At 39.0% G+C, this 23,623-nt stretch carries 29 protein-coding genes and 1 pseudogene; 14 read left to right on the top strand and 16 right to left on the bottom strand.

Annotation, left to right across the window (positions count from 1 at the left end; all coding sequences use genetic code 11):
- Positions 1 to 103: 103 nt before the first annotated feature.
- From DV415_RS08550 to DV415_RS08535, 4 genes are read right to left on the bottom strand one after another with little or no spacing between them, the layout of a single operon-like run.
- Positions 104 to 721 carry a DUF3164 family protein gene (locus DV415_RS08550; protein ID WP_118791673.1) on the bottom strand — a complete coding sequence of 206 codons (618 nt, stop codon included), beginning with the start codon at positions 719 to 721 and terminating at the stop codon, positions 104 to 106.
- Complete coding sequence (locus DV415_RS08545) at positions 722 to 913, bottom strand: HTH domain-containing protein (RefSeq protein ID WP_118790932.1); 192 nt, start codon at positions 911 to 913, stop codon at positions 722 to 724.
- Between the two features lie 8 nt (positions 914 to 921).
- The gene (locus DV415_RS08540) at positions 922 to 1,218 is read right to left on the bottom strand and encodes a hypothetical protein (protein ID WP_112072429.1); all 297 of its coding nucleotides are present in this window, start codon (positions 1,216 to 1,218) and stop codon (positions 922 to 924) included.
- Between the two features lie 10 nt (positions 1,219 to 1,228).
- A complete protein-coding gene (locus tag DV415_RS08535; protein ID WP_118790933.1) occupies positions 1,229 to 2,110 on the bottom strand; it encodes an AAA family ATPase in 882 nt (293 codons plus the stop codon).
- A gap of 43 nt (positions 2,111 to 2,153) precedes the next feature.
- Here DV415_RS08535 and DV415_RS08530 point away from each other — a divergent pair, with 43 nt between their 5' ends.
- The gene (locus DV415_RS08530; protein ID WP_118790934.1) at positions 2,154 to 2,399 is read left to right on the top strand and encodes a hypothetical protein; all 246 of its coding nucleotides are present in this window, start codon (positions 2,154 to 2,156) and stop codon (positions 2,397 to 2,399) included.
- Here the strand turns inward: DV415_RS08530 and DV415_RS08525 are convergent.
- Both DV415_RS08525 and DV415_RS08520 read right to left on the bottom strand, forming a co-directional pair.
- Positions 2,377 to 4,365: a Mu transposase C-terminal domain-containing protein gene (locus tag DV415_RS08525; RefSeq protein ID WP_118791674.1), complete on the bottom strand. Its 1,989-nt coding sequence runs from the start codon at positions 4,363 to 4,365 to the stop codon at positions 2,377 to 2,379. The two genes, DV415_RS08530 and DV415_RS08525, sit on opposite strands and share 23 nt — an antisense overlap.
- A gap of 43 nt (positions 4,366 to 4,408) precedes the next feature.
- Positions 4,409 to 4,687, bottom strand: a complete 279-nt coding sequence (locus DV415_RS08520; RefSeq protein ID WP_005646986.1) for a helix-turn-helix domain-containing protein — start codon at positions 4,685 to 4,687, stop codon at positions 4,409 to 4,411.
- Positions 4,688 to 4,863: 176 nt separating this feature from the next.
- On the opposite strand from DV415_RS08520, the gene DV415_RS08515 reads away from it, so the two are divergent.
- Complete coding sequence (locus DV415_RS08515; protein ID WP_112081051.1) at positions 4,864 to 5,568, top strand: XRE family transcriptional regulator; 705 nt, start codon at positions 4,864 to 4,866, stop codon at positions 5,566 to 5,568.
- Between the two features lie 379 nt (positions 5,569 to 5,947).
- Here DV415_RS08515 and DV415_RS10140 read toward each other — a convergent pair whose 3' ends face one another.
- Positions 5,948 to 6,139 carry a hypothetical protein gene (locus DV415_RS10140; RefSeq protein ID WP_153063411.1) on the bottom strand — a complete coding sequence of 64 codons (192 nt, stop codon included), beginning with the start codon at positions 6,137 to 6,139 and terminating at the stop codon, positions 5,948 to 5,950.
- A 165-nt stretch (positions 6,140 to 6,304) separates the two neighbouring features.
- Here DV415_RS10140 and DV415_RS08510 point away from each other — a divergent pair, with 165 nt between their 5' ends.
- The 4 genes from DV415_RS08510 (at position 6,305) to rseB (ending at position 8,889) form a co-directional block, all read left to right on the top strand.
- Positions 6,305 to 6,562, top strand: coding sequence for an FAD assembly factor SdhE (locus tag DV415_RS08510; RefSeq protein ID WP_118790936.1), 258 nt, complete (start codon positions 6,305 to 6,307; stop codon positions 6,560 to 6,562).
- 108 nt (positions 6,563 to 6,670) lie between these two features.
- Complete coding sequence (gene rpoE, locus DV415_RS08505) at positions 6,671 to 7,249, top strand: RNA polymerase sigma factor RpoE (RefSeq protein ID WP_005627595.1); 579 nt, start codon at positions 6,671 to 6,673, stop codon at positions 7,247 to 7,249.
- 17 nt (positions 7,250 to 7,266) lie between these two features.
- Positions 7,267 to 7,854: a sigma-E factor negative regulatory protein gene (locus DV415_RS08500; RefSeq protein ID WP_118790937.1), complete on the top strand. Its 588-nt coding sequence runs from the start codon at positions 7,267 to 7,269 to the stop codon at positions 7,852 to 7,854.
- Between the two features lie 87 nt (positions 7,855 to 7,941).
- Positions 7,942 to 8,889 carry a sigma-E factor regulatory protein RseB gene (gene rseB, locus DV415_RS08495; protein ID WP_118790938.1) on the top strand — a complete coding sequence of 316 codons (948 nt, stop codon included), beginning with the start codon at positions 7,942 to 7,944 and terminating at the stop codon, positions 8,887 to 8,889.
- A gap of 40 nt (positions 8,890 to 8,929) precedes the next feature.
- On the opposite strand, the gene DV415_RS08490 is transcribed toward rseB, so the two are convergent.
- From DV415_RS08490 to DV415_RS08470, 5 genes and pseudogenes are all read right to left on the bottom strand, one after another.
- On the bottom strand, positions 8,930 to 10,264 hold the full coding sequence (locus tag DV415_RS08490) for an NAD(P)/FAD-dependent oxidoreductase (protein WP_118790939.1): 1,335 nt from the start codon (positions 10,262 to 10,264) through the stop codon (positions 8,930 to 8,932).
- Positions 10,265 to 10,366: 102 nt separating this feature from the next.
- On the bottom strand, positions 10,367 to 10,990 hold the full coding sequence (locus DV415_RS08485; protein ID WP_118790940.1) for a glucose-6-phosphate 1-dehydrogenase family protein: 624 nt from the start codon (positions 10,988 to 10,990) through the stop codon (positions 10,367 to 10,369).
- Between the two features lie 9 nt (positions 10,991 to 10,999).
- Positions 11,000 to 11,827, bottom strand: coding sequence for a bis(5'-nucleosyl)-tetraphosphatase (symmetrical) ApaH (gene apaH / locus DV415_RS08480; RefSeq protein ID WP_118790941.1), 828 nt, complete (start codon positions 11,825 to 11,827; stop codon positions 11,000 to 11,002).
- 15 nt (positions 11,828 to 11,842) lie between these two features.
- Positions 11,843 to 12,706 carry a 16S rRNA (adenine(1518)-N(6)/adenine(1519)-N(6))-dimethyltransferase RsmA gene (rsmA, locus tag DV415_RS08475; RefSeq protein WP_118790942.1) on the bottom strand — a complete coding sequence of 288 codons (864 nt, stop codon included), beginning with the start codon at positions 12,704 to 12,706 and terminating at the stop codon, positions 11,843 to 11,845.
- Between the two features lie 83 nt (positions 12,707 to 12,789).
- A pseudogene (locus tag DV415_RS08470) lies at positions 12,790 to 13,786 on the bottom strand (glycosyltransferase).
- Positions 13,787 to 14,074: 288 nt separating this feature from the next.
- On the opposite strand from DV415_RS08470, the gene infA reads away from it, so the two are divergent.
- From infA to rplI, 5 genes are all read left to right on the top strand, one after another.
- Positions 14,075 to 14,293, top strand: a complete 219-nt coding sequence (gene infA / locus DV415_RS08460) for a translation initiation factor IF-1 (protein ID WP_005627617.1) — start codon at positions 14,075 to 14,077, stop codon at positions 14,291 to 14,293.
- A 197-nt stretch (positions 14,294 to 14,490) separates the two neighbouring features.
- A complete protein-coding gene (rpsF, locus tag DV415_RS08455; protein ID WP_005627620.1) occupies positions 14,491 to 14,868 on the top strand; it encodes a 30S ribosomal protein S6 in 378 nt (125 codons plus the stop codon).
- Positions 14,855 to 15,181, top strand: coding sequence for a primosomal replication protein N (gene priB, locus DV415_RS08450; RefSeq protein WP_005639404.1), 327 nt, complete (start codon positions 14,855 to 14,857; stop codon positions 15,179 to 15,181). The genes rpsF and priB overlap by 14 nt, the downstream gene beginning before the upstream one ends.
- A gap of 12 nt (positions 15,182 to 15,193) precedes the next feature.
- Entirely contained in the window at positions 15,194 to 15,421 is a 228-nt protein-coding gene (gene rpsR / locus DV415_RS08445) for a 30S ribosomal protein S18 (RefSeq protein WP_005598105.1), read from the top strand.
- 16 nt (positions 15,422 to 15,437) lie between these two features.
- Positions 15,438 to 15,887, top strand: a complete 450-nt coding sequence (rplI, locus tag DV415_RS08440) for a 50S ribosomal protein L9 (RefSeq protein WP_005627626.1) — start codon at positions 15,438 to 15,440, stop codon at positions 15,885 to 15,887.
- Positions 15,888 to 15,986: 99 nt separating this feature from the next.
- Here the strand turns inward: rplI and rpoD are convergent, their stop codons facing one another.
- From rpoD to rpsU, 3 genes are all read right to left on the bottom strand, one after another.
- Entirely contained in the window at positions 15,987 to 17,870 is a 1,884-nt protein-coding gene (gene rpoD / locus DV415_RS08435) for an RNA polymerase sigma factor RpoD (RefSeq protein WP_118790943.1), read from the bottom strand.
- A gap of 71 nt (positions 17,871 to 17,941) precedes the next feature.
- Complete coding sequence (dnaG, locus tag DV415_RS08430) at positions 17,942 to 19,723, bottom strand: DNA primase (protein ID WP_118790944.1); 1,782 nt, start codon at positions 19,721 to 19,723, stop codon at positions 17,942 to 17,944.
- A gap of 133 nt (positions 19,724 to 19,856) precedes the next feature.
- Complete coding sequence (gene rpsU / locus DV415_RS08425) at positions 19,857 to 20,072, bottom strand: 30S ribosomal protein S21 (RefSeq protein WP_005627632.1); 216 nt, start codon at positions 20,070 to 20,072, stop codon at positions 19,857 to 19,859.
- A gap of 231 nt (positions 20,073 to 20,303) precedes the next feature.
- Between rpsU and tsaD the strand changes: the two genes are divergently transcribed.
- Genes tsaD through DV415_RS08410 form a run of 3 tightly spaced genes read left to right on the top strand, consistent with a single transcriptional unit; the run spans position 20,304 to position 23,179 of the window.
- A complete protein-coding gene (gene tsaD / locus DV415_RS08420) occupies positions 20,304 to 21,332 on the top strand; it encodes a tRNA (adenosine(37)-N6)-threonylcarbamoyltransferase complex transferase subunit TsaD (RefSeq protein ID WP_118790945.1) in 1,029 nt (342 codons plus the stop codon).
- An 8-nt stretch (positions 21,333 to 21,340) separates the two neighbouring features.
- Positions 21,341 to 21,922, top strand: coding sequence for a thymidine kinase (locus DV415_RS08415; RefSeq protein WP_005627636.1), 582 nt, complete (start codon positions 21,341 to 21,343; stop codon positions 21,920 to 21,922).
- 36 nt (positions 21,923 to 21,958) lie between these two features.
- Positions 21,959 to 23,179: an aromatic amino acid transport family protein gene (locus DV415_RS08410; RefSeq protein ID WP_118790946.1), complete on the top strand. Its 1,221-nt coding sequence runs from the start codon at positions 21,959 to 21,961 to the stop codon at positions 23,177 to 23,179.
- 130 nt (positions 23,180 to 23,309) lie between these two features.
- On the opposite strand, the gene DV415_RS08405 is transcribed toward DV415_RS08410, so the two are convergent.
- Positions 23,310 to 23,570: a YfhL family 4Fe-4S dicluster ferredoxin gene (locus tag DV415_RS08405; RefSeq protein WP_105894548.1), complete on the bottom strand. Its 261-nt coding sequence runs from the start codon at positions 23,568 to 23,570 to the stop codon at positions 23,310 to 23,312.
- Positions 23,571 to 23,623: the final 53 nt, after the last annotated feature.

The raw sequence follows: 23,623 nt of genomic DNA, 5'->3' as shown, positions 1-23,623 counted from the left end.
TGTTGCTCCTTTGTTGTTAAAACCTATTATGAATGCCCCTCATCCCATCCCCCTCTTTTGTAAAGAGGGGGTAGGGGAGATTTAAAGGGCATTTAAATAAGCTTTAAACTCCCGCTACATCTAACGCAATCGGCACATACTGATCGCTTTCGCCCACACGTTCATAAAGTCGCACATAAGCCTTACTACTCACCACTTGCACGCTTTCGCTAATCGCCTGCATTGCGTTTTGCCAACGTTCATCTTGAATATCAACTCGACGCAAGCCTAAAATGCGCGAGGTGTTGAGGTTACCTTCTTTATCTACATTAAACGCACGTTCAATTAACGCTTTTAGTTCAGGGCGAGAGCCTTCGCTCCATTCATTTAAGCACTCATCAATCAACACTTTTGCTGCTTGGATACGTTCATCAAATTGCAAATGGTCGTTAATCGCACGTTGGATTTTGTATTTGCCGTCGTAGCTATAAAGCGTGATATTGCCTTTACTACCGCCCACTTTTGCATTGTATTTTTCAGCTGAAAGTTCAATAAACGCCTGAATATCGCCGAAAATGCCATCTTTAAAATTGCGCATCTCCTTATTTAAGGACACGCCTTTTTCCGCCCATTCACGCACAAGTACATCACGTGCTTTGTCGATGTCTTTCACTAACTCAGCTGGCGTTAAATTGCCTTTTGCATCACGCCAGTATTCTTTCCCTTCAATCATCACCTTCATTTAGAGTTCCTCTTTACCTAACTTAATCACCACAAGTCGCTTACCTTTATCACGTTTACATCGGGCGACTGTTGCCGAGCTGTAAATCGTTTTTTCGCTCACATTGAGTTTCTTTGCTAATTCTTCTGCAGTCCCGTCACCCAAATTCTCTTCGCCACGATAGACTGCATAAATTTGCCGACGCATTGCCATTCCTCCTCCTATTTCAAATATTTCCGCCAAACCACACGGATACCTTCCACCGTAAATTGCGCTTCTTGGTATCGAGCCACATCACGCCCCACGTGATACACATAAGCCCATTGGTCTTTCTCTAACTGTTCTGTTACCGCATTATTCATCACACGCACCGTCGGTTTTATCTTCTCAAAGTGCACATTAATCACCGTAAGCCCCATTTCATTTAAGCGTCTTACTGCTTTTTCCACTTGTTCTAAATAAGCCAACATCACGGCATTGTTTTTGTTTAATTGTTTGTTTTTTCTTGCTTGTAACATGGTCATCTCCTTAACTAATTAACATTTTGCTGTATTGTTCAATCATCTCTGCGCTGATTTCGGTCTCGTTAATCTCTGCCGAACGCACAACACCTCGCATTAACTTACTTAATCGGCGTGCGTTGCCTTTACAGGCCTTCAATAAAGGGGCGTTAAACTCACTTGTATTAAGTGCACTTTCCGCTAACATGGCTAAATCGTCATCAGGTAGGGCATTACCAAGGTCACAAGCAAATCCCACTCGACTATAAAGCTGTGCTAGTTCGTTATTTTTCCCTTTTAAATTCACCAACAAGCGAGGCATACCCGCTAAAATCACGCCACAATTCGTTAAATCGTGAATGCGTCGGATAAATTCCAAAGAGCGGGTAGAAAGTAACTCGGCTTCATCAATCATTAACAAACGTTCCGCACCATTTACTTTTTCCACAATTCCTGAAAGTACATCGTTGTTTACCCCTCGGCTGGTTGAACCCACATTTTCTGCAATCTTGCGTAGTAACACTTTCGGTGTGCAACTTGGATCAACCTCAATCAAAATGGCTGAACTATGTTCTTTCGCATATTGTTTTAGCATTTGTGTTTTGCCTAAGCCTGCCGCACCGTAAATCACATTAATTTCGCCCTCAGCGTGGGCAAAGTGCATAATTTCCATACCACGCTTTGCTGTTTGAGTGGGGACAAATGCATTGTTGTATTTCGCTTCAACCACTTTCGCTTTATGGCGTGCTAACAACTCATCCACTTTTTCATCGAGCCACTTGGTATCAGTCGGGTATTTACCATTTAAATATTGGCTCACTGTTGTAATGGACACATCAAACAAGGTTGCCACTTGTTTTTGGCTCATCTTGTGCGCATCCATAAACGCTTTTAATTCTTGTGCTTTCATTGTTTACCTCGTTATAATTTGGCTAATTTTTTTGAGGTGAAATATGCAAAATTTAGATCTTGAACATTTACGTAACCACATTGATGAACTGGTTACTCAAAAAGCATTAACCTTTGATTTAATCTTATTTATTCTTAAAGTTTTACTTGAGAAGCAAATCCTTTCTAAAGAACAAATCGATAATTTCTTTACTGAAAATTCTTCTCTCTACTATGGAAAAGTTCCGGAAGATCAGTACAACACCATAGTGGAAATATCATCTATAATTAAAAACCACCTCTCTGATTAACCTTCTTCTGTTCCCACGCCTCTTTATCCGCATAGGTAAAGTGAATAACTTCTTTCTCTTTCACTTTTTCCTTGGTTGCTAAAAGATCCCATTGCGTTTCTTGATGCTCAATCGTAATAATCGGGTTAAGTTCCTCATGAATCTCATCAAGCTGTTCTTGTTTCAATTTCGCGCGGCGTGCATGACGCTCTTGGCGTGTTTTCTCAACAAACGGCATTGGGAACGCATCACGTTTATTGCCATCTAGTTCGGCATAACACACAAAAGTGCCGTCTTGCTTTCTCACAATCACTTGGCTTGGATCATGAATATCAAACATCACTTGCACCTTTTGCCCATCAACATCGAGCAATTTCGCGCTAAAGTAATAATTATTGAAAAGTTGTAACCAACCACGTTGTGCCACACGTAATGTACTTGGGCGGAATAAATCCCTTGCTTCCACTGGCGTAACAAAGACCAAATCAGCAGGGTTCATTTTTTCCATCAACTGACGGCGTTTTTGTGCAGGTGTCATTCCCCCTAGTTCTCTGTGCTCGTGTTTATTGTTGTATTCATCAATGCCTTCTTGGCAGGCTTGTAAAAACTGATTCCAGCTTGGCAATTTACCCACTGCCCATTGTTGTTTTGGCGTTAGCTGTGTCGCACCTTTACGTTTTGCTTTATCCAGTGAAATCACTGCTGTGCTCACTTGGCGAATAGTGTCGCGGTCTGCCCCTGTGCCGTGATAGGTTTCAAACTGGCGAGCGATACGATATAAAATCGTTTGATGCACCCGCTCAATAATCCCACGCCCTTGTGGATTGCCAGGAATCCCTGTTTGGTGATTAATCCCCAAACGTGGCAACATCCCCGTAATATCCCCATCAAGCATCCAGTTTTTCTCGCCACCACCGTTATCAGAGTAATAAATTGCGGGTATGCCGTAGCGTTCCACGCCATAACGCAAAGCATCTGCCACTGCGAGAACGTTTTCCGCCAAACTTGCCGACCAACCCACAATAAAACGGCACGCGGCATCCATAATCAACGTTACTTCAGGAATAAATGGGCGACCGTGTTCAGGATGGGCGACTTTCAATTTCATCGCATGGCCATCACCCACCCACACATCATTCACCTGCAACACGCTCCAATCGCGTTTCACATAAGTGTTAAGGGCGCGAAATTCAGAACCTGTCTTACGACCAATTTCCTTAATGTGTTTTGGCAATTTCGCTAACGCAGCGCGGACTTGGTCAATACTCGGTTTCATCTCTAAACGTAACGGCTCGTCTGCAAAACGTGCATCCCATTCAGCCGAAAAATAGTGATAGGCTTCTGCCACATTGATGCCATTGGTTTGGCGATATATCGCCAAAAAGTCAGGCAACCACACAATTTCTTCAGCCTTTTTCGCCACCCGTTGCATTGGTGCGAGGGCTTTTAATCGTTCTTCAGGGGTATCCGCCTTTTCATAATCCAACACCCATTGATTCAAAGTGCGGTCAGATAAAGTGCGATTTTTTCCTTTCTTGTTATTGGCGGTTTCCACCAATCTCATCAAATCAGAAGAAATGCCACCATGTTTGATTTGTTCACAAAAAAACTTAATCGCCTTGTAACGAGGTTGGGCTTGTTCAAGCTGTGCCACTTGAGCAACCAAAGCCATTCTTGCCCCTGCCACTTCACGTTGTTTTTCCGTTAAAGTTTTTAATTCCACCTGACGGAGATCGGCGGGAAGAGATTTGGGTCTGGCTTTCACGATAGAAACTGCAAATTTGTTACGAATTTCATCTTGTAAGGCTTGTGGCATTGATGAAAGAGCATATTCTTTGCCCCCACCTTTTCCTTCACGTTTACGCCATTCCACATTTTCACGTTCAAACAATGCGAGTGCATTTTTATGTGCAGTAGGCATGTTTAAAAGTTTAAGTTTTAATAATTCCGCTATCGGATAATGTGTTTTTAAAGAAATTTCGTTCATAAATGATCCTTTTTGTTTCTTTTACGTTTAAATTCCTTTAAGATTAAAACTTATTTGTTAAAACAGGTTTTCGGTTACGTTCAATTCGTTCCTGAGAACGTGCAGCCCAAATCTCTTCAGGGGCAACACCGACCGCATTAGCGATAAGTCTTTCCATTTTCGGATAGGGTTTATCAAGTGCGGTCTTTAATGTGTTGTAACTCACGTTCCCAGCTTCAGCCAAAGAACGTAAAGACCACCCGTTTTTACGCAACGCAGCCAAAATATCCGCACGATGCCAATCGCATATAGCGGTTTTTTTTGTGTCGCTTAATACACTCATTACATACACCTCCTTTTATGTATCCAGTGCGTGTATTAAATCGTAAATGTTTAAATATTGCAAGCGTAAATGTTTAGTTTTTTAAAATTATTTCATCTTTTGTGTTTAATTTTAAGAATATCAAACACTTACAATAAACATTTACAGATAATAAATTTTTATTTAAAAGGTAAAAGATGAGCAAGCCAAACATTTACGATCAAGAGTTCTCTGAAAGAATGATGAAAATTGCAAAATTAAAGTTTAATGACAATTTGAGTTTATTCGCGAGAGCGGTTGGAGTAGTACAACCATCATTGGCAAGATGGGTTAAAGGAGAAGCAGATCCAACAAGAACAAACTTGGTGAAAATTGCGGAAGCTAGTGGTGTAAGCCTTGATTGGTTAGCCCTTGGCGTGGGTAATATGGATGGAGTAGAACCACAATCAAAGAAATCTGAAGTTAATTTAATAGCAAGTAATGACGAAACCTTTTCAGTGATTGAAGATTGCCGAGAAGTGCGTATTTCAGCCGGTGGCGGTGGTTTTAACGATGAATATAAACCTTACCAAACCACCAAAGTAGAAAAGGCTTGGCTCGATTCACGCCGCTTAAAGGCGGAAGACTGTGCGATGTTCTTAGTAAGTGGCGATAGTATGTACCCAACGCTAAAAGACGGCGAAGAAATTATTGTAGATCGGTCGAAAAAGGAATTAAAAGACGGAAAAATCTTTGTATTAAATAATGAAGGTGCAATGCTAGTGAAGAAAGTGCAAATCACCTACAACGGCATCACACTCATCAGCCAAAACACAGAATACGCGCCAATAGAACTCAACGCAGAACAAGCCAATAACTTAATTGTGATAGGGCAAGTCGTGCGTGGCTATCGTGACTTCTAATATGTCGCCGACATCAATGTCGGTAACATCCAAAGAAACCGCATTACAAGCGCTTTCTTAATATTTTAAAGCACAAAGGCAAGGAAGCCTGTGTTCCTTTCAAATACCGCCAAATAATGGCGCATTTTCGCAAATTCTACCCATAATCACACACAACAAACCGCTAGATTTCATCTAAACGCACCAAAATCGCCCCAAAAACTAACAAAAAAAGGCGATTTCGCCCCATAAAACCGCCTTTTTTATTTAGTGAGTTCTAAGTTAGCTTCTAAGTTATCGTCTCTGGTTAGAAATTTAAGGTAAATTCTTAGTAGCAAAACTCAATGACCTATTCAGTTTAAAGCCGTTTTAAACTAACTTTAAAATGAACTTTAAATTTTTAAAAATGTTTAAAACCTAACAATTCACCGCCAACTTTTATGCAAAATAAAACCCAATTTTCGACCATTTTCCCCCAATCCACACCATTTTCCATTTTTGCATAAATTTTCCCCCTAAAAACGCCAAAGCCCCACAAACAGGGGCTCCAGCCAATTTTTTCCCACCAAATTTTTTCTTTTTCCTTATGCAAATATTGTCACTACCCCACATACATCGGAAGATTTGCTCACAGAAATTCGTGATTTATTAAAGAATAAATAATGAAATTGAAAAATAAAGGTTGGTAGATATGCCAACCTTTTTTTATTGTTATTTTTTAGGCTATAATCGGCCCCTAAAATTTAAGGAATTAAACATGGAAAAATATAATAAACTCCGTATTGAATGGGATTGCCGCCGAGGAATGTTGGAGTTGGATAAAATCATTATGCCTTTTTATTTGAAGCATTTTGATGAATTAACAGATGATAAAAAAGATATATTTATTCGTTTATTAGCAAGTACAGATCTGCAGCTGTTTTCTTGGTTTTTTAATCGTGGTCAATCATCAGATTCAGACATTCAATCTATGGTGGAATATATCCAAAACGTACAAAAAATCTCAACTAATTAAAATTATTAAGATACGTATGAACTTTTTTCACACACTTGTGTCTGAGATTGCAACAAGAGCTTGCTGTCTTGAATATTAAGGCGTGTTAGATATTGGCATAGGAGAAATATGGCTGAACAGCTAACAGATCAGGCTTTGGTAGAAAGAGTGCAGCAAGGGGATAAGAAAGCCTTCAATTTGTTGGTTTCTCGTTATCAGAATAAAGTAGCGGGGCTTTTGACTCGCTATGTATCACGTAACGATATTCCTGATGTAGTGCAAGAATCCTTTATAAAGGCTTATCGCTCAATTGAATCTTTTCGTGGCGAAAGTGCTTTCTATACATGGCTTTATCGAATTGCCGTTAATACGGCAAAAAATTATTTAACGGCTCAAGGGCGTCGTCCACCTAATGAAGATATTTTAGCTGAGGATGCTGAAAATTATGATGTGGGTACGCACTTGCGAGATGTAGATACACCCGAAAATGAAATGTTATCTAGTGAACTTGAACGAATTGTGTTTAGTACGATTCACAGTTTGCCAGAAGATTTAAAAACAGCAATCACCTTGCGAGAGCTAGAAGGTTTAAGCTATGAAGAGATTGCAGAAATTATGGATTGCCCTGTTGGTACTGTTCGTTCTCGTATTTTCCGAGCAAGGGAAATTATTGAGAATAAAATTCAACCACTGATGCAACGTGAATAAAAAAGTCGGAGTTTACTATGCAAAAAGAGCAACTTTCAGCCTATATGGATGGCGAACAAGTCGAGGCTGGCTTGACAGATGCTTTATTGAAAGACGAAGAATTACAAGAATCTTGGCAGGCATTCCATGCTGTACGTGCAGTGATGCGTAAAGAAAGTACTTTGTTTCTAGGGGCTGATTTTACCGCTAAAATGGCAGGTTTAATTGAATCTGAAGAAGTGAAGAAAGTCGATGTCATTGCTGTGTCTCAACCTGAACCAGAAGACGCACATAATTCTGTATTTATGCAAAAATTAAAAGCGTTCTTTGCTCCAATGACACAAGTTGCTGTTGCTGCCGGTGTATGTTTAGTGGCGGTACTTGGTGTTCAATCTTTCAATAATAAAAATGATGCGTCTAATTTACCTGAGACTCCAGTATTGCAAACCTTGCCATTTAATAATACGGTTCAAGAGGTGAGCTACAATGCGCCGAGTAAAGATACATTGACATCAGAGCAGCTTGAACAAAAAAGTCGCCGTATTGGTGCGATGTTACAGAACTATGAATTACAACGTCGTATGAATGCAGATGCATTAAATGTAAGTAGTAATAGTCAAAAATAATATGGATTAGCCCTGTGCATTTATGTTAATTCACCACCTAATATACTATTTAGTGTGGTGAATTTTTATCCTTTAAATTTAATGTTTATGAAAAAAATAGCGTTAAAACTCACCGCACTTTCTCTTTCTTTTCTATTTAGTAACATTACTTCAGCTGAAGAGCTTTCTGCGAAGCAGTCTTTAGATAAAATGACACAAGCATTGGATAATCTCAATTATGAGCTTGCCTTTGTTCAAACAACCCCATCAAATATGGATTCCTTTCGTTATCGTCATATTAAGAAAGATAATAAAACTTATGCGCAATTAGTGACGCTTGATGGTCGTCAACAAGAAATTATTCAACGTGATAATTTAGTCAGCTATTTTCAGCCGAATACTCAAGCCTTTACACTTAATAGTGGCAATATCGTCGATGCAATGCCTGCTGTTGTTCGGGCTGATTTTGATAAACTTTCTTCAGTTTATGATTTTATAAAAATAGGTAAAGATCGAGTGGCTGGGCGTTTTGCTGACACGATCCGTATCATCCCTAAAGATGATTTCCGATATCAGTATTTAGTGTTTGTCGATGAAGAAAATGGTTTATTATTACGCGGTGATATGCTTGATAGTGAAGGTAAATTACTTGATCAGTTTAGAGTTGTAACGCTTTATATCGACGATAGACTAAGAGGGTTGACGGAGTATATTAACAAAGTCTCAATGCCTCCTTTGTTGAAAGAAAGTAAAAATGAACAAAATTCAGATATAACTTGGTCTGCAGGTTGGTTGCCACAAGGTTTTTCTTTAATTCGATATACTCAAGAAACATTGGAAAATGAAATCATAGATAGCGCATTATATAGCGACGGTTTATTTACTTTTACGTTGTTTGTTTCTAATGCAGGCTCTAATAATCTACCAGAAAATACTTGGAAACAAGGAGCTTATACGATTTATAGTGAAGTGAGTGGCGGAAAAGAAATTACTTTTATTGGGCAATTGCCCATAGCTGCAGCTAAGCGAATTGTACAAGAAGTTAAATTTCGATAACAAGTGCGGTGATTTTTCACCGCATTTTTATCTTTAAAGATTAGTGTAATTTTAATCTTGGTTTTAAATAACGATTTAGTTTATCAACCAGAATAATCAAACCAATTTTAATACAACCGTGCAAAGCATGTTGATGCATTCTATATAAAGATACATAGGCAAATTGTGCAAATTTACCTTGAACGGTAAGTGGATTTTTACCGAATTTATTGGTTAAGCTACCAAGTGCGGTGAAATCTGACAGAGAAACTAAGGTGCCTTTATCGTTATATTTAAATGGTTTTAATGGTTTTTGCTCAAAAAGTGCAAAGATATTTTTTGCACAAGCTTTTGCCATTTGATGTGCGGCTTGAGCTCTTGGCGGGACTAATTTACCGTTTGGCTGTGTTAATGCTGCACAGTCACCAATGGCAAAAATACTGTCATCAACGGTTGTTTGAAGTGTGTCTTTTACCACTAATTGATTGATTCGATTGAGTTCTAATCCATCAAATTGCTGTGTCACTGTTGATGTGCGAACGCCTGCGGCCCAAACGATGAGATCTGCCTTAATTTCTTCTCCATCTTTGGTGATAAGGGTATTGGGTTGAGCTTCGGTGATCATTGTATTTAATTTCACGTTTGTGCCCATTTCTTGCAACTCGTCTAATACCGCAGCAGATAAATCTTCGGGTAGTGCTGGCAGTAAGCGAGGTCCCGCTTCAACGAGAGTGACTTGTAAACATGAGTTATCAATTTTGCCATAGCCGTAAGAAGATAAATCTTCCGTAGCATGATAAAGCTCAGCTGTTAATTCCACACCAGTTGCTCCGCCACCGACAATAGCGATATTCACATTATTTTCATCCACTAATTTTTGTTTAAATTCTTCTTCACCAATATCATCTAAAGCACGGTTTTCAGAGAATTTAAGGAATAATTCCAACATTTTTTGTTGGAAGCGAAGTGCTTGATCAGAGCTGTCTAAGAAAATACAGTTATCAGCCACACCTTTTGTGTTGAAATCATTTGATTTGCTACCGATCGCAATCACTAAGTAATCATAAGGAATTCGGCGAGTAATGACGAGCATATCGCCTTCTTGCCCATAAACAGGGGCGAGTTCAACATATTTTTGTTCACGATTAATACGAGTGATTGAACCCTGTTCAAAACTGAAATGGTGATTTTTACCATGTGCACGATAGCTAAGAGAATCTACGCCATCATCCATTACACCCGTTGCAATTTCATGTAATAGGGGTTTCCATAGATGCGTAGCATTGCGATCCACTAGTGTCACTTTAGCTTGTTTTTTTCGACCTAATTTATCACCTAAGAATGTTGCTAATTCAATGCCGCCAGCGCCCCCGCCGACGATCACGACGTTTTTCATAAAGCTCTCCTAAAAGTTTAAATTGTTAAAAATGTTAAATTAATGTAATGATAACATAACAACTAAACAGGGCGAAAAACTTTCATGAAAATAACCGCACTTTTATTGATGGCAATATTCGTAGATTGGTTGTAATGCTTGAATAGTTTGAATGATAAAAGAGACGGGATTTATTTGACTGAGTTCCGATTTTTCAATGCTTTTTCCTATGCACCAAAAATCTTCTTCTGAGCGTAAAATGAGATCGTTTTTAGTCATTTGTTTCACTTTGCGAAAATCATCATATTCACTTTCATCTTCTCGCCAAATATCAAAATCAGCAAATTGTTTGAAATCAAATTGATCAAGCCACCGATTATATTGTTGCACATTAATTTGTGAGCGATCTGCGCGATAGCAATGCCAATCTAAGCACACTCTTAATCGACGACGATTTAATAGCACAGAAAAGATCGCTGCAGAATTTTGATTAAACTCGTATTTAAAATAAGCGAAGAAATGTGCTCGCACTTGCCAACCATTGGTCCAACTTTCAATATGCGGTTTCGCAAAAGGTGTGCCAAGCTGTTTTGCCACTTCTTGAATAATCGCTTTCCAGTTATCCCAATGTAATTTGTAATCCGCTTTAATCGCCGGAATATCTTCTGGACAGAATTTTTTCATTTGGGCAAATTGATAGAAAGGAATATTGAACAGTTCACAAGATTCGGCAGTAAGCGAGAGCATAGCGTTTCCTTAAAAATCACTGTAATTTTTGACCGGACTTTGTGTGAAGAACTGTTTGTCTTCCCAACGCAACATGGTCATTCGATTATTCCACACACAACCGGTATCTAAGGCATAAATACCTTGTGGAGTAGGCTCATCCACTAAACTTGCCCAATGCCCAAAGACAATGGGAATTTGTTTATAAAGAGGATTATCTAAATTAAACCAAGCTGTAAGCTCTGTAGGCGCATCTTTTAAAGGAGATTTACAGGCAAAATCAAAGCGATGATCTAAATAGCAAAAACGCATGCGAGTGAAAGCATTAATAATGTAACGATGACGCGCTAAGCCCTGTAAATCTGGCGACCAGCGATCAGGCTGTTCAGAATACATATTTTCAATAAGATAATGAAAATCACCGTGCTGTAAAATCTGTTCAACTTCGGCCGCACAAGATTTCGCAGTTTCCAAATCCCAATCAGGCGAAATACCTGCGTGTGCCATCAGAAAGTTTAATTCTTCATTATGTACAAGTAATGGCTGATGGCGTAACCAATGAATCAGCTCATCAAAATCGGGCGCATTAAAAATGGCATCGACGCGATCACGCGGTTTTACTTTTTTAATACCAAGTGCGGTCGCAATTAAGTGTAAATCGTGATTACCTAGTACGGTTTGTGCTGCATTACCAAGTGATTTTACGAAACGAAGACATTCAAGTGATTTATCTCCACGAGCCACAAGATCCCCCACAAGATAAAGTTTATCTTGCGTAGGATTGAAATCTACACGTTCTAATAAAAGCTGTAATTCATCATAACAGCCTTGCAAATCACCGACGAAATAGGTTGCCATTTTTGACCGCTCTTTTTACCCTTCTGAATCTAAGATTTCATATTTATTGATATCAGCTGGTGGATTATCTACCAACCAGTTTGCTAAGCGGGCATAATCTGCGATAGTCAAATTTTCTGCGCGTGCATTTAAATCAATACCTAGTGAGGTCAGATTTTCAGGTGAAAATAATGTTGAGAGTGCATTGCGCAGTGTTTTACGGCGCTGATTGAACGCTTGGGAGCAAACACGGTTCAACCAATATAAATCTTTTACAGGATGAGGTAATTCTTTATGTGGAATTAAACGCACAACGGCTGAATCCACTTTCGGCGCAGGTTTGAAGGCCGAAGGTGGTACTTCAAGTACAGGCATCACCTGGCAGAAGTATTGAGCCATAATGGTTAAACGGCCGTAGGCTTTGCTATTTGGCCCTGCGCATAAGCGTTTTACCACTTCTTTTTGCAGCATGAAGTGCATATCTTGAATTACATCATGATACTTAAATAAATGGAACATTAATGGCGTAGAAATGTTGTAAGGCAAGTTACCAAACACACGTAATTTCTGACCTTTTTCTGCCAAATTTTCTTTTGTATAAAGCTCACCAAAATCAAATTGCATCGCATCCGTTTCAATAACAGTGAGTTTTTGATGTAAAAATGGATGATGACGTAAACGTTCTGCAAGGTCTCGGTCAAGCTCTACCACAGTGAGGTGATCGACAAGTTCACCAACCGGCTCTGTTAATGCGCCAAGTCCCGGACCAATTTCCACTAAGAATTGATTGGGTTGTGGGTAAATTGCGGCCACGATACCTTGAATGACAGAGGTATCATGTAAAAAGTTTTGTCCGAAGCGTTTACGGGCGGTATGGCCTAAGTGTTTTTTTGAGTTCATAAGTACTATTTAATAAGAAAAGTGCGGTTATTATAGAGCCTGTATTTCTTTTGTAAATTTTAGTGTAACTGTCATGGGCAATATCATTTAGCGATGAGTTCCAGTATTGTTTTAATATGATGACTCAAACTTGGATTATAACGAATACAGTCCATTGGATTGAGAATACGATGTTGATGTTCAGATGCTTGTTTTACTGATTTTTGAATTGCATCATCCAATGTATTCATGTTTTCTCTAGAAAATGTATAGCCAAATCCATGTTGTAATACTTCTAGGCATCCCATGTTTTCAGAAAAAATAACTGGCGTACCAGATAATATGGATTCTAGTCCAACAAGCCCAAATGGCTCATATTGAGATGCCATAATGGTGAAATCTGCCGATTGGTATAATTCAGGCATATTTTTGCAAAAACCAAGCGAAGATATTTTAGGATTTTCTTCTACAGGCGTTCCTGCTACCACTAAGCGAATAGGTAACTGAGTTTTTTCAAAATATTTTTTTAAAATATCAAAACCTTTTCGCGTATGCCCAGTAGAAGGAAATAGGTAAATGATTTCATCTTTTTTGAAACCCAACTTTTCTCTGAGTTTTACTCTTTCTTCTTCATTGATTTGTGTGAATTTATCTGTATTAATAGGGGGATAAATCACATCAATTTTGTTTTCTGGGATATGATATAACTCAACGAGTTCTTTTTTCATCAATGCAGAATGAGCGATGACATATTTGGATTGATTTAAAGATTTTTGTTCACCCATGATTTTAAATCGATCTGATATGCTTGGCTTTTTCTTTGATGCTTGTAGATATCCTTTATGATTTCCACCACAAATAACAACGTCAGATAGGGTATAAGAGGTGGTAAGTGAGACTTCTGATGTTTCTTTATATTTATTTGAAAAATAGGAAAGAAACGAAGTTCTCCATTTTTTTAGGCACAAAAGAAAGATTAATCTTAACTGGCTTAATCAAATCGTATTCAGGTAATGCAGTATCAAACTTGGCAGAGTAAATTTTAGGTGTAATGCTTGCCTGAGATAATCCATTAACAATATCAATAAGATATCGCTCCATACCTCCGCCATATTGAAATTTTTGACAGGTTAATGAAATATTGGGGTGATTATTATTACTTAGTAATGTTTTATTCATTTTTATTTACCTAGTAATGGGATTATTTATGTTGATTATAGGGAGTGTTTTGATTTTGTAAATCATTGTTAACTTATGCTAAATTGAGTTTTTTATGAACAATATTATTTTTTCTTTCGTAGAAAGCCAAAAACGGCTATAATCCGCCCGTTTTTCTTAACTTTTCCGCCTAAAGTGCGGATAAAAAATCGATTATTTTTAGAGGATACAATGGCGAAAGAAGATTGCATTGAGATGCAAGGCACAATTTTAGAGACTTTACCGAATACTATGTTCCGCGTGGAGTTGGAAAACGGTCACGTGGTTACTGCACATATTTCTGGAAAAATGCGTAAAAACTATATCCGTATTTTGACTGGGGATAAAGTGACTGTAGAAATGACCCCTTATGATTTAAGTAAAGGTCGTATTATTTTCCGCAGTCGTTAATCACTGAAGATTTGAGATAGGCCGATATTATTACAATATCGGCCTTCTTTTTGGTCAAAAAGAACTCAAACGGGTTGCGGAACGTAAAAAAATCGGTATAATCCGCAACCCTTAGCCACATTGAATTTTTCGTTCCTTGCCTTTGCAGATTGGTGGCTGATCTACGTCAAAGGCTGATTAACCCGTAAGGAGCAGTAATGCGTCACTACGAAATCGTGTTTATGGTTCATCCGGACCAAAGCGAGCAAGTACCAGGTATGATCGAACGTTACACCGGTTCTGTAAAAGAAGCTGGTGGTCAAGTTCATCGCCTAGAAGATTGGGGTCGTCGCCAATTAGCGTACCCAATTAATAAATTACACAAAGCACACTATGTGCTTATGAATGTAGAAGCGCCTCAACAAGTCATCGACGAGCTAGAAACGACTTTCCGTTATAACGATGCTGTATTACGCAGTCTTGTTATCCATACTAAGCACGCCGTAACAGAAGCGTCCCCAATGAAAGCGGCTAAAGAAGAACGTAAACCTTTAGCTGAAGTTGAAAACAACGATTTTGAGGATGCTGAAGAGTAATTTGAAAATTGATAATCGTTTTTCGGTTATGGGAGTCGTTTCTCAGTTACCAAAGCGATTAAAGAGCCCTAGTGGAATTGAGCATTGCAAATTTTTGTTAGAACATCGTTCTGATCAGATTGAAAGTGGTTTTACACGTCAAGCTTGGTTAAAAATGCCAGTTCAAATTAGTGGTAATCAATTGATAGAAAAAACTCAAAGCATTACGGTCGGTAGTAAAATTTTGGTGGTGGGATTTATTACATCACATAAAACCCAAAGTGGTTTATGCCAATTAGTTTTACATGCCGAGCAAATCGAATTTATAGATTAGGAGACTAGCCAAATGGCACGTTATTTCCGTCGTCGTAAGTTCTGCCGTTTCACAGCGGAAAATGTTGTTGAAATCGATTACAAAGATATCGCTACATTAAAGAACTATATTTCAGAAAGCGGCAAAATTGTACCTAGCCGTATTACCGGTACTCGTGCGAAGTACCAACGTCAATTAGCTCGTGCAATCAAGCGCGCTCGCTATTTAGCGTTACTTCCATACACTGACAATCATCAGTAATTAAGGAGATACGGTAATGCAAGTAATTCTTTTAGATAAAATTGTTCACTTAGGTCAAGTGGGCGATCAAGTAAATGTTAAATCAGGTTTTGCACGTAACTTCTTAATCCCACAAGGTAAAGCAGTTATGGCAACTAAAGCTAACATTGAACACTTTGAAGCACGTCGTGCAGAATTAGAAGCAGCAGCGGCAGCAAATCTTGCAGCAGCTCAAGCTCGTGCAGCAGAAGTTACTGCATTAGGTTCTGTGACTATCGCATCTAAAGCAGGTGATGAAGGTCGTTTATTCGGCGCAATCACTACTCGTGATGTGGCAGAAGCAGTAACTGCAGCAGGCGTTAAAATTGCGAAAAGTGAAGTTCGTTTACCAAACGGTCCTATCCGTACTCTTGGTGACCACGATGTTCGTTTCCAACTTCACGGTGAAGTATTTGCAACATTAGATGTAATCGTTGTTGCAGAATAATTTGTCAGATAGGCAAAATAAAACCCGGTCTTAGATCGGGTTTTTATTATTAGTTTAACGTAATAAAAAGGAGCTATAGCTCCTTTTTATTTGTAACTTTTAGTCGTCAAGGAAACTTCTTAATGTTTCTGAGCGGCTAGGATGACGTAATTTACGTAACGCTTTTGCTTCAATTTGACGAATACGTTCGCGTGTAACGTCGAATTGTTTACCCACTTCTTCAAGCGTATGGTCGGTATTCATATCGATACCAAAACGCATGCGTAATACTTTTGCTTCTCGTGGTGTTAGGCCTTCAAGAACTTCGTGAGTCGCAACTCTTAAGCTTTGTGCTGTTGCAGAATCTAAAGGAAGTTCTAAGGTTGAATCTTCAATAAAATCACCTAAATGTGAGTCATCGTCATCACCGATAGGCGTTTCCATAGAAATTGGCTCTTTTGCAATTTTCAATACTTTACGAATTTTATCTTCAGGCATTCCCATACGCTCAGCTAATTCTTCTGGTGTTGCTTCACGCCCCATTTCTTGTAATAACTGGCGAGAAATGCGGTTAAGTTTATTGATTGTTTCAATCATATGTACCGGAATACGGATTGTACGAGCTTGATCCGCAATAGAGCGTGTAATGGCTTGGCGAATCCACCAGGTCGCATATGTAGAGAATTTATAACCACGGCGATACTCAAATTTATCTACCGCTTTCATTAAACCAATATTCCCTTCTTGAATTAAGTCTAGGAATTGTAAACCGCGGTTCGTATATTTTTTCGCTATGGAAATTACTAAACGTAAGTTAGCTTCTACCATTTCTTTTTTAGCTCGACGAGCTTTTTGTTCACCTCGAGCGACTGCATCACAAATATCGCGCATTTGGGTAATGGTAAGTTTCGTATTTTCTTCAATGCTAGCTAAGTTGTTTAATGCCTCAAGTATACGTGCTTCATATTTTGGTAAGCGTTTTGCCCATGGTTTGCTTGATTTTAAGGCTTTTTGTACCCATTCAGTATTGCTGCCATTAGTAGTAATGAGTTTCTCAAAATCATCTTTTGGCATTCCTGCAATATCCACTACTATTTTTTGCAACTGACGTTCTTCGTGACGTACAGATTTCATCATTTCTTTCATTGATAAAACGAGTAAATCAAATTGTTTTGGTACTAAACGGAATTGTTTAAAAATTTCACCAAGCAGCGCAATTTGATCTTGGGCGCGTTTTCCTGAGCGACCATGTTTTTCAATAACAGCAAGCGTTTTGGTGTGTTGCTCTTTTAATTGTTGGAATTTTTCTCTTGCAACTTCTGGATCGATGCTATTATCAGACTCGCTTGAATCTGATGTAGATTCTGCTTCGTTTTCGTCTTCATCTTCGTTGTCTTCAACATCTGCACTTTCTGATTCTTCTCCGTCTTCAGAAAAGTTTTCATCAATGACATTATGTTCTTCTATTTCTGCATTTGGATCGACAAAACCCGTAATTAAGTCAGCTAAACGGAAGTTTCCTTTTTCCACATCATCATAATTTTTTAGCAACCCATTTAAAGCTTCTGGATATGCGGCAATGGATGTTTGAACTTCATCAATTCCTTCTTCAATACGTTTTGCAATGCTGATTTCATCTTCACGAGTGAGAAGATCAACCGTTCCCATTTCACGCATATACATACGGACAGGATCGGTTGTTCGACCGATTTCCGATTCTACATTTGAAAGAATTTGGGTTGCCTCTTCCACCGCATCTTCATCTGGAATGGTGTCATTCAACATCATCTCATCGCTTTCTGGGGCTTCATCCAAGACCGGAATCCCTGCATCATTTTGCAGCGTTTGTAGCAACTTATCGTAATATTCAGGGTCGATGACATCTTCTGGTAATAAATCATTAATTTCTGCATAGGTTAAATAACCTTGAGTGCGACCTAATTCCATCAGTTGTTCAATTTGTTCTGAATATTGTTCAGCCGTAGATTGTTGATTTTTTTCCATTTTTATATCCGTTTTGCTTGATGTGATATTAGCAATATAATTCTTGTTACGAACTTACAATTTTATCATTGTTATTGCGGATTAACTAACTGTTTTTTCTGCAGTTCTTTACCCGCTAAAAGGTGAACGAGCACTGTTTTTTCCTCGTTAGTAAGCCCTTCAGCTCGTTCTTTAGCAATAAGCATTTCAATGTCTCGCTCAATGGCTTGAATATTTAAGCGACGATAGTTTTGTGAAAATGCATTGATCATTTCTGCTTCGTCTAATAAATGATCCCAAGTTGCCAGTATTTCAAGGGGATTGCTGTAAGGCGTATCACGGAAGTGCTCTAAAATCTGCCCTGTCGTAATCCCTTCTCGTTGGCGACAAAGTGCGGTCAAATTTTCCAGAATTTCAAAACCAGCTTCTGCACGTAATGCTTGCACGCCGCTTTCAGATATACGTTTTACTAATTCAGGATTTTGCAGAAGCAATGAAATGACCATTCGCATTGGTGTCTTCTTGATCTTATTATTAGCGACTTTTTGTTGTGTATTGACTTGTTCTAATTGTTTTGGAATAAGATTTTCTAGCTGTGTTTGGTCAAAGATTCCTAGCTTCTGAGCAAGCATATTGCGTAGCGACAAGCGTAGCATTTCTCCAGGAATTTGACGAATTAACGGTGCAGCCAAAGCAACTAATTTTCCGCGCCCTTCTTTGCTAGAAAAATCAACTTGTGGGCTTAAGTGAGCAAACATAAACTCGCTTAAAGATTGCGCACTTTCGATATATTCTTCAAATTTTTCTTTGCCATATTGTCGAATGTAAGTATCAGGATCTTCTCCCTCTGGTAAGAAAATAAATTTGAGTTGTCTGCCATCTTCTAAATAAGGCAATGCATTTTCTAATGCCCGCCAAGCCGCATCTCGCCCTGCACGGTCACCATCGTAACAACAAACAACTTGTTCGGTCGAACGAAAAATAAGTTGAATTTGTTCTGATGTCGTGGACGTACCTAAAGAAGCGACCGCATAATCCACGCCAAATTGTGCTAATGCCACTACATCCATATAACCTTCAACAACAAGTAATTGTTTGGGGTCATCGTTGACTTGTAAGGCTTCGTACAAACCATAAAGTTCGTTACCTTTATGATAAGTAATGGTTTCTGGTGAATTAAGATATTTCGGCTTTTCATCTGTTAATACTCGCCCACCGAAAGCGACGGTACGACCACGTTTATCGCGAATAGGAAACATGATGCGATTTCGGAATTTATCGTAAATATTGCCACGATCATTTCGAGAAAGCATGCCTAACTCAATGAGTTTTTGTTGTTCTTCACGATTAACACCAAATTTACGCAATACCGTATCCATCGCATTCGGCACAAACCCAATTTGAAAACGCTCAATAATTTCAGTCGAAAGCCCACGTTGTTGTAAATATTCTTGTGCTTGAGTATTTAATGGTAATTGGCTTTGATAAAACTTGGCAATCTCTTGCATTAATTCATAGAGATTTCGTTTGGTTTGATAATTAGCTTGAGGTTTCCCGCTGTTATTCGTGCGTTTTTCGTAAGGTACTTCAAGCCCTGCCATCGCTGCAAGTTCTTCAATAGCCTCTACAAATTCAAGTTTGTCATAATCCATTAAAAAGGAAATGGCATTACCGTGTGCGCCACAACCAAAGCAATGATAAAACTGTTTCTTTTGACTAACCGTGAAGGATGGTGTTTTTTCGTGATGGAAAGGGCAGCAGGCTTGATAATCGCGGCCAGCTTTTTTTAGTTTTACGCGCGTGTTAATCACATCGACAATATCGGACTTAGTCAGCAAATCATCAATAAAGGGGCGTGGAATAGAACCTTTCATTGTCGAGCCTCCGTGATCGTGGTGTGAAAGTGCGGTCGTTTTTGGCGTAGATTTTTGTTTTGCTTAAAGTAACAAAACCGTGAGTCCAAAGGATTCACGGTTTGTCTTAACTCGAGTCAGAAAATACTATAAATTAGTATAAACGGGTATTGCGCGCGTTTTCGCGAGCGTTGCGTTTTGCGTGACGTTTTGCAAGTGTTGCATTTTCACGTTTACGAATTGTAGTTGGTTTTTCGTAAAATTCGCGAGCGCGTACTTCAGCTAAGATTCCCGCTTTTTCGCAAGAGCGTTTGAAACGACGTAAAGCTACGTCAAATGATTCGTTTTCACGTACTTTAATTACAGGCATAAGCCAATCACCTCAATGAGTTTAATTTAATTGCAATTTAAAATTTTATTTTTACCAAAGCACCACTGTGCAAATGGTAAATTTAATAAAGGACGCAATTCTAATCTACTTTTAGGGAAAAAGTAAAGGGAAGAATGCCAATTCACCTTAATATTTGTGGTTTCAACTGGTTAAAACCGCTTAAACAGGGTAAAATCGCGCAACATTTTAGGTAATAAATTAAGAAAATCAATGAAAATCTTAGGTATTGAAACCTCCTGTGATGAAACGGGCGTGGCGATTTATGATGAAGAAAAAGGATTAATTGCTAATCAACTTTATACTCAAATTGCCCTACATGCAGATTATGGTGGTGTGGTTCCTGAATTGGCATCGCGCGATCATATTCGTAAAACAGCTCCTCTCATTAAAGCTGCGTTAGAAGAAGCTAAGTTAACGGCGAGCGATATTAATGGCGTGGCTTATACGAGTGGCCCAGGCCTTGTCGGCGCATTGCTTGTCGGCGCTACGATTGCGCGTTCTTTAGCTTATGCGTGGAATGTTCCTGCGATTGGTGTTCATCATATGGAAGGGCATTTACTTGCGCCAATGCTTGATGAAAATTCACCGCACTTTCCCTTTGTTGCTTTGTTGGTATCGGGTGGTCACACCCAATTAGTGCGTGTAGATGGCGTAGGAAAATACGAAGTGATTGGTGAATCCATTGATGACGCTGCAGGTGAAGCCTTTGATAAAACAGCAAAATTACTTGGACTAGATTATCCAGGTGGTGCGGCACTTTCTCGTTTAGCAGAAAAAGGCTCGCCAAATCGTTTCACATTTCCACGTCCAATGACAGATCGTGCAGGCCTTGATTTTAGCTTTTCAGGTTTAAAAACGTTTGCCGCGAATACGATTAATCAAGCGATTAAAAACGAGGGCGAACTGACAGAACAAACTAAATCAGATATTGCTTATGCTTTCCAAGATGCGGTGGTGGATACTCTTGCCATTAAATGTAAGCGTGCATTGAAAGAAACAGGTTATAAACGTTTAGTGATTGCCGGAGGGGTGAGCGCAAATAAAAAACTCCGAGAAACGCTTGCGCACTTAATGCAAAATTTAGGTGGCGAAGTGTTTTATCCTCAACCTCAATTTTGTACGGATAATGGCGCAATGATTGCTTACACAGGTTTTTTACGTTTAAAACAAGGTCAGCATAGCGATCTGGCTATTGATGTTAAGCCTCGTTGGGCAATGACGGAATTACCGGCAATTTAGGAGAAAAAATGGCAAAACTCTACTTCTATTACTCCACAATGAACGCTGGAAAATCAACGACGTTGCTACAATCTTCCTATAACTATCGTGAGCGTGATATGAACACATTAGTTTATACGGCTGCGATTGATGATCGTTTTGGCGTGGGAAAAGTCACATCGCGTATTGGTATTTCGCAAGACGCCTTTTTATTTCGCTCGGAAACCAATTTGTTTGATGAAATCAATGAGCACTTAAAAAAAGAAAAAGTGCATTGCGTGCTGGTGGATGAAGCTCAATTTCTTAGCAAACAACAAGTTTACCAGTTGAGTGATGTTGTTGATAAACTCAAGATCCCTGTGCTTTGTTATGGCTTGCGTACAGATTTCCAAGCGGAGCTTTTTGAAGGGAGTAAATATTTACTGGCTTGGGCGGATCAACTCGAAGAATTAAAAACAATTTGTTATTGTGGCCGCAAGGCTAACTTTGTTTTGCGCTTAAATGATCAAGGTGAGGTTATTAAAGAAGGCGCGCAAATTCAAATTGGGGGTAATGACTCTTACCTTTCTGTTTGCCGTTTACACTATAAAGAAAAGTGCGGTCAACTTTAAATTAGTTTTCAAACACAACACTATAAGGATAATTTTATGTTACAGAATAAAACATTTGGGAGTGCACTGATTATTGCAGGCACAACCATTGGAGCAGGTATGCTTGCTATGCCGCTTACATCAGCGGGAATGGGATTTGGTTATACCGTGTTATTGCTCGTGGGATTGTGGGCTTTGTTGGTTTACAGTGGATTGTTGTTTGTAGAAGTGTATCAAACAGCGGAGCAGTTGGATGATGGTGTCGCCACGCTCGCTGAAAAATATTTTGGGGTTCCTGGACGAATTTTAGCAACATTGAGTTTGTTAATTTTACTTTATGCGCTTTCTGCCGCCTATATTACTGGTGGTGGATCTTTGCTTTCAGGTTTGCCAACGGCTTTTGGAATGGAAGCGATGTCGCTTAAAACTGCGATTATTATCTTTACTGTGGTATTAGGTTCTTTCGTGGTTGTAGGAACGAAAGGCGTGGATGGTTTAACTCGCGTGTTATTTATTGGTAAGTTAGTCGCCTTTGCTTTTGTACTATTTATGATGCTTCCCAAAGTGGCAACAGATAATTTAATGGCATTGCCTTTGGATTATGCTTTTGTAGTTTCTGCTGCACCGATATTTTTTACCTCTTTCGGTTTCCACGTTATTATGGCGAGTGTAAATAGCTACTTAGGTGGACGTGTTGAAAAATTCCGTCGTGCTATTTTGATTGGTACCGCGATTCCATTAGCTGCTTATCTTGTATGGCAGTTAGCAACTCATGGTGTATTAAGTCAAAGTGAATTTGTACGCATTTTACAAGCTGACCCAACGCTAAATGGCTTAGTGAATGCAACACGTGAAATCACAGGTTCTCATTTTATGGGGGAAGTGGTGCGCGTGTTCTCATCACTTGCGTTAATTACTTCATTCTTGGGCGTAATGCTTGGTGTGTTTGAAGGCTTAGGTGATTTATTCAAACGCTATCATTTGCCAAATAATCGCTTTGTATTAACCATTGCCGCATTTTTACCACCACTTGTATTTGCATTGTTTTATCCTGAAGGATTTATTACTGCATTAAGTTACGCAGGGTTGTTGTGTGCGTTCTATTGCTTAATTTTACCAATTGGCTTGGCATGGCGTACACGTATTGAAAATCCAACATTGCCATATCGTGTTGCTGGCGGTAATTTTGCTTTGGTGTTTGCGTTATTGATTGGCGTCGTGATTATGGTCATTCCATTTTTAATTCAATGGGGATATTTACCGGCCGTAGCGGGATAATGTGAAGAAAAGTCACTCAATATAGTTCTTTTTATAGATAAAAGTGCGGTGAAAAATTTCAGTTTTTTGATAATAAAAATAAGCTCAAAATTAACCGCACTATTTAGCTTAAAAGATATAACAAGTTAAATTACAACTTGTCTGAATGATGAATCATCACAAAGCGTTCCCAAAGCTGTTCTTCGGTTTCTTGATGTTCAGGATCGGGCTTAATGCAGTTAGTGATTGGGCAAACTTTTTGGCAGGTTGGGGTGTCGTAATGGCCGACACATTCCGTGCAAAGTACAGGATCGATCACATAAATCTCATCGCCAATGGAAATGGCTTCGTTCGGGCATTCCGGTAAGCACATATCGCAGTTGGTACATTTGTTAGTGATGAGTAATGCCATTGTGACCCTTAATAGAAAGTTGAAAGCGGCGAATTATAGCCGACAAAAACTTG

The organism is Haemophilus haemolyticus, from assembly GCF_003490595.1.
In the GTDB taxonomy this organism is placed as follows: domain Bacteria; phylum Pseudomonadota; class Gammaproteobacteria; order Enterobacterales; family Pasteurellaceae; genus Haemophilus; species Haemophilus haemolyticus_L.
This window is presented reverse-complemented; position numbering and strand designations above follow the sequence as displayed.

Excerpts from the sequence above, each read along its gene's own strand:
- rseB (WP_118790938.1), top strand. The coding sequence starts at position 7,942 with ATGAAAAAAATAGCGTTAAAACTCACCGCACTTTCTCTTTCTTTTCTA.
- DV415_RS08410 (WP_118790946.1), top strand. The coding sequence starts at position 21,959 with ATGTTACAGAATAAAACATTTGGGAGTGCACTGATTATTGCAGGCACA.
- rpsU (WP_005627632.1), bottom strand. The coding sequence starts at position 20,072 with ATGCCTGTAATTAAAGTACGTGAAAACGAATCATTTGACGTAGCTTTA.
- rsmA (WP_118790942.1), bottom strand. The coding sequence starts at position 12,706 with ATGAACTCAAAAAAACACTTAGGCCATACCGCCCGTAAACGCTTCGGA.
- dnaG (WP_118790944.1), bottom strand. The coding sequence starts at position 19,723 with ATGAAAGGTTCTATTCCACGCCCCTTTATTGATGATTTGCTGACTAAG.
- rpsR (WP_005598105.1), top strand. The coding sequence starts at position 15,194 with ATGGCACGTTATTTCCGTCGTCGTAAGTTCTGCCGTTTCACAGCGGAA.
- infA (WP_005627617.1), top strand. The coding sequence starts at position 14,075 with ATGGCGAAAGAAGATTGCATTGAGATGCAAGGCACAATTTTAGAGACT.
- DV415_RS08525 (WP_118791674.1), bottom strand. The coding sequence starts at position 4,365 with ATGAACGAAATTTCTTTAAAAACACATTATCCGATAGCGGAATTATTA.
- DV415_RS08415 (WP_005627636.1), top strand. The coding sequence starts at position 21,341 with ATGGCAAAACTCTACTTCTATTACTCCACAATGAACGCTGGAAAATCA.
- DV415_RS08530 (WP_118790934.1), top strand. The coding sequence starts at position 2,154 with ATGCAAAATTTAGATCTTGAACATTTACGTAACCACATTGATGAACTG.
- rpoD (WP_118790943.1), bottom strand. The coding sequence starts at position 17,870 with ATGGAAAAAAATCAACAATCTACGGCTGAACAATATTCAGAACAAATT.
- priB (WP_005639404.1), top strand. The coding sequence starts at position 14,855 with ATGCTGAAGAGTAATTTGAAAATTGATAATCGTTTTTCGGTTATGGGA.
- DV415_RS08500 (WP_118790937.1), top strand. The coding sequence starts at position 7,267 with ATGCAAAAAGAGCAACTTTCAGCCTATATGGATGGCGAACAAGTCGAG.
- rplI (WP_005627626.1), top strand. The coding sequence starts at position 15,438 with ATGCAAGTAATTCTTTTAGATAAAATTGTTCACTTAGGTCAAGTGGGC.
- DV415_RS08490 (WP_118790939.1), bottom strand. The coding sequence starts at position 10,264 with ATGAAAAACGTCGTGATCGTCGGCGGGGGCGCTGGCGGCATTGAATTA.
- DV415_RS08485 (WP_118790940.1), bottom strand. The coding sequence starts at position 10,990 with ATGCTCTCGCTTACTGCCGAATCTTGTGAACTGTTCAATATTCCTTTC.
- DV415_RS08515 (WP_112081051.1), top strand. The coding sequence starts at position 4,864 with ATGAGCAAGCCAAACATTTACGATCAAGAGTTCTCTGAAAGAATGATG.
- DV415_RS08545 (WP_118790932.1), bottom strand. The coding sequence starts at position 913 with ATGGCAATGCGTCGGCAAATTTATGCAGTCTATCGTGGCGAAGAGAAT.
- DV415_RS08405 (WP_105894548.1), bottom strand. The coding sequence starts at position 23,570 with ATGGCATTACTCATCACTAACAAATGTACCAACTGCGATATGTGCTTA.
- rpsF (WP_005627620.1), top strand. The coding sequence starts at position 14,491 with ATGCGTCACTACGAAATCGTGTTTATGGTTCATCCGGACCAAAGCGAG.
- tsaD (WP_118790945.1), top strand. The coding sequence starts at position 20,304 with ATGAAAATCTTAGGTATTGAAACCTCCTGTGATGAAACGGGCGTGGCG.
- rpoE (WP_005627595.1), top strand. The coding sequence starts at position 6,671 with ATGGCTGAACAGCTAACAGATCAGGCTTTGGTAGAAAGAGTGCAGCAA.
- DV415_RS08535 (WP_118790933.1), bottom strand. The coding sequence starts at position 2,110 with ATGAAAGCACAAGAATTAAAAGCGTTTATGGATGCGCACAAGATGAGC.
- apaH (WP_118790941.1), bottom strand. The coding sequence starts at position 11,827 with ATGGCAACCTATTTCGTCGGTGATTTGCAAGGCTGTTATGATGAATTA.
- DV415_RS08510 (WP_118790936.1), top strand. The coding sequence starts at position 6,305 with ATGGAAAAATATAATAAACTCCGTATTGAATGGGATTGCCGCCGAGGA.
- DV415_RS08540 (WP_112072429.1), bottom strand. The coding sequence starts at position 1,218 with ATGTTACAAGCAAGAAAAAACAAACAATTAAACAAAAACAATGCCGTG.
- DV415_RS08520 (WP_005646986.1), bottom strand. The coding sequence starts at position 4,687 with ATGAGTGTATTAAGCGACACAAAAAAAACCGCTATATGCGATTGGCAT.
- DV415_RS08550 (WP_118791673.1), bottom strand. The coding sequence starts at position 721 with ATGAAGGTGATGATTGAAGGGAAAGAATACTGGCGTGATGCAAAAGGC.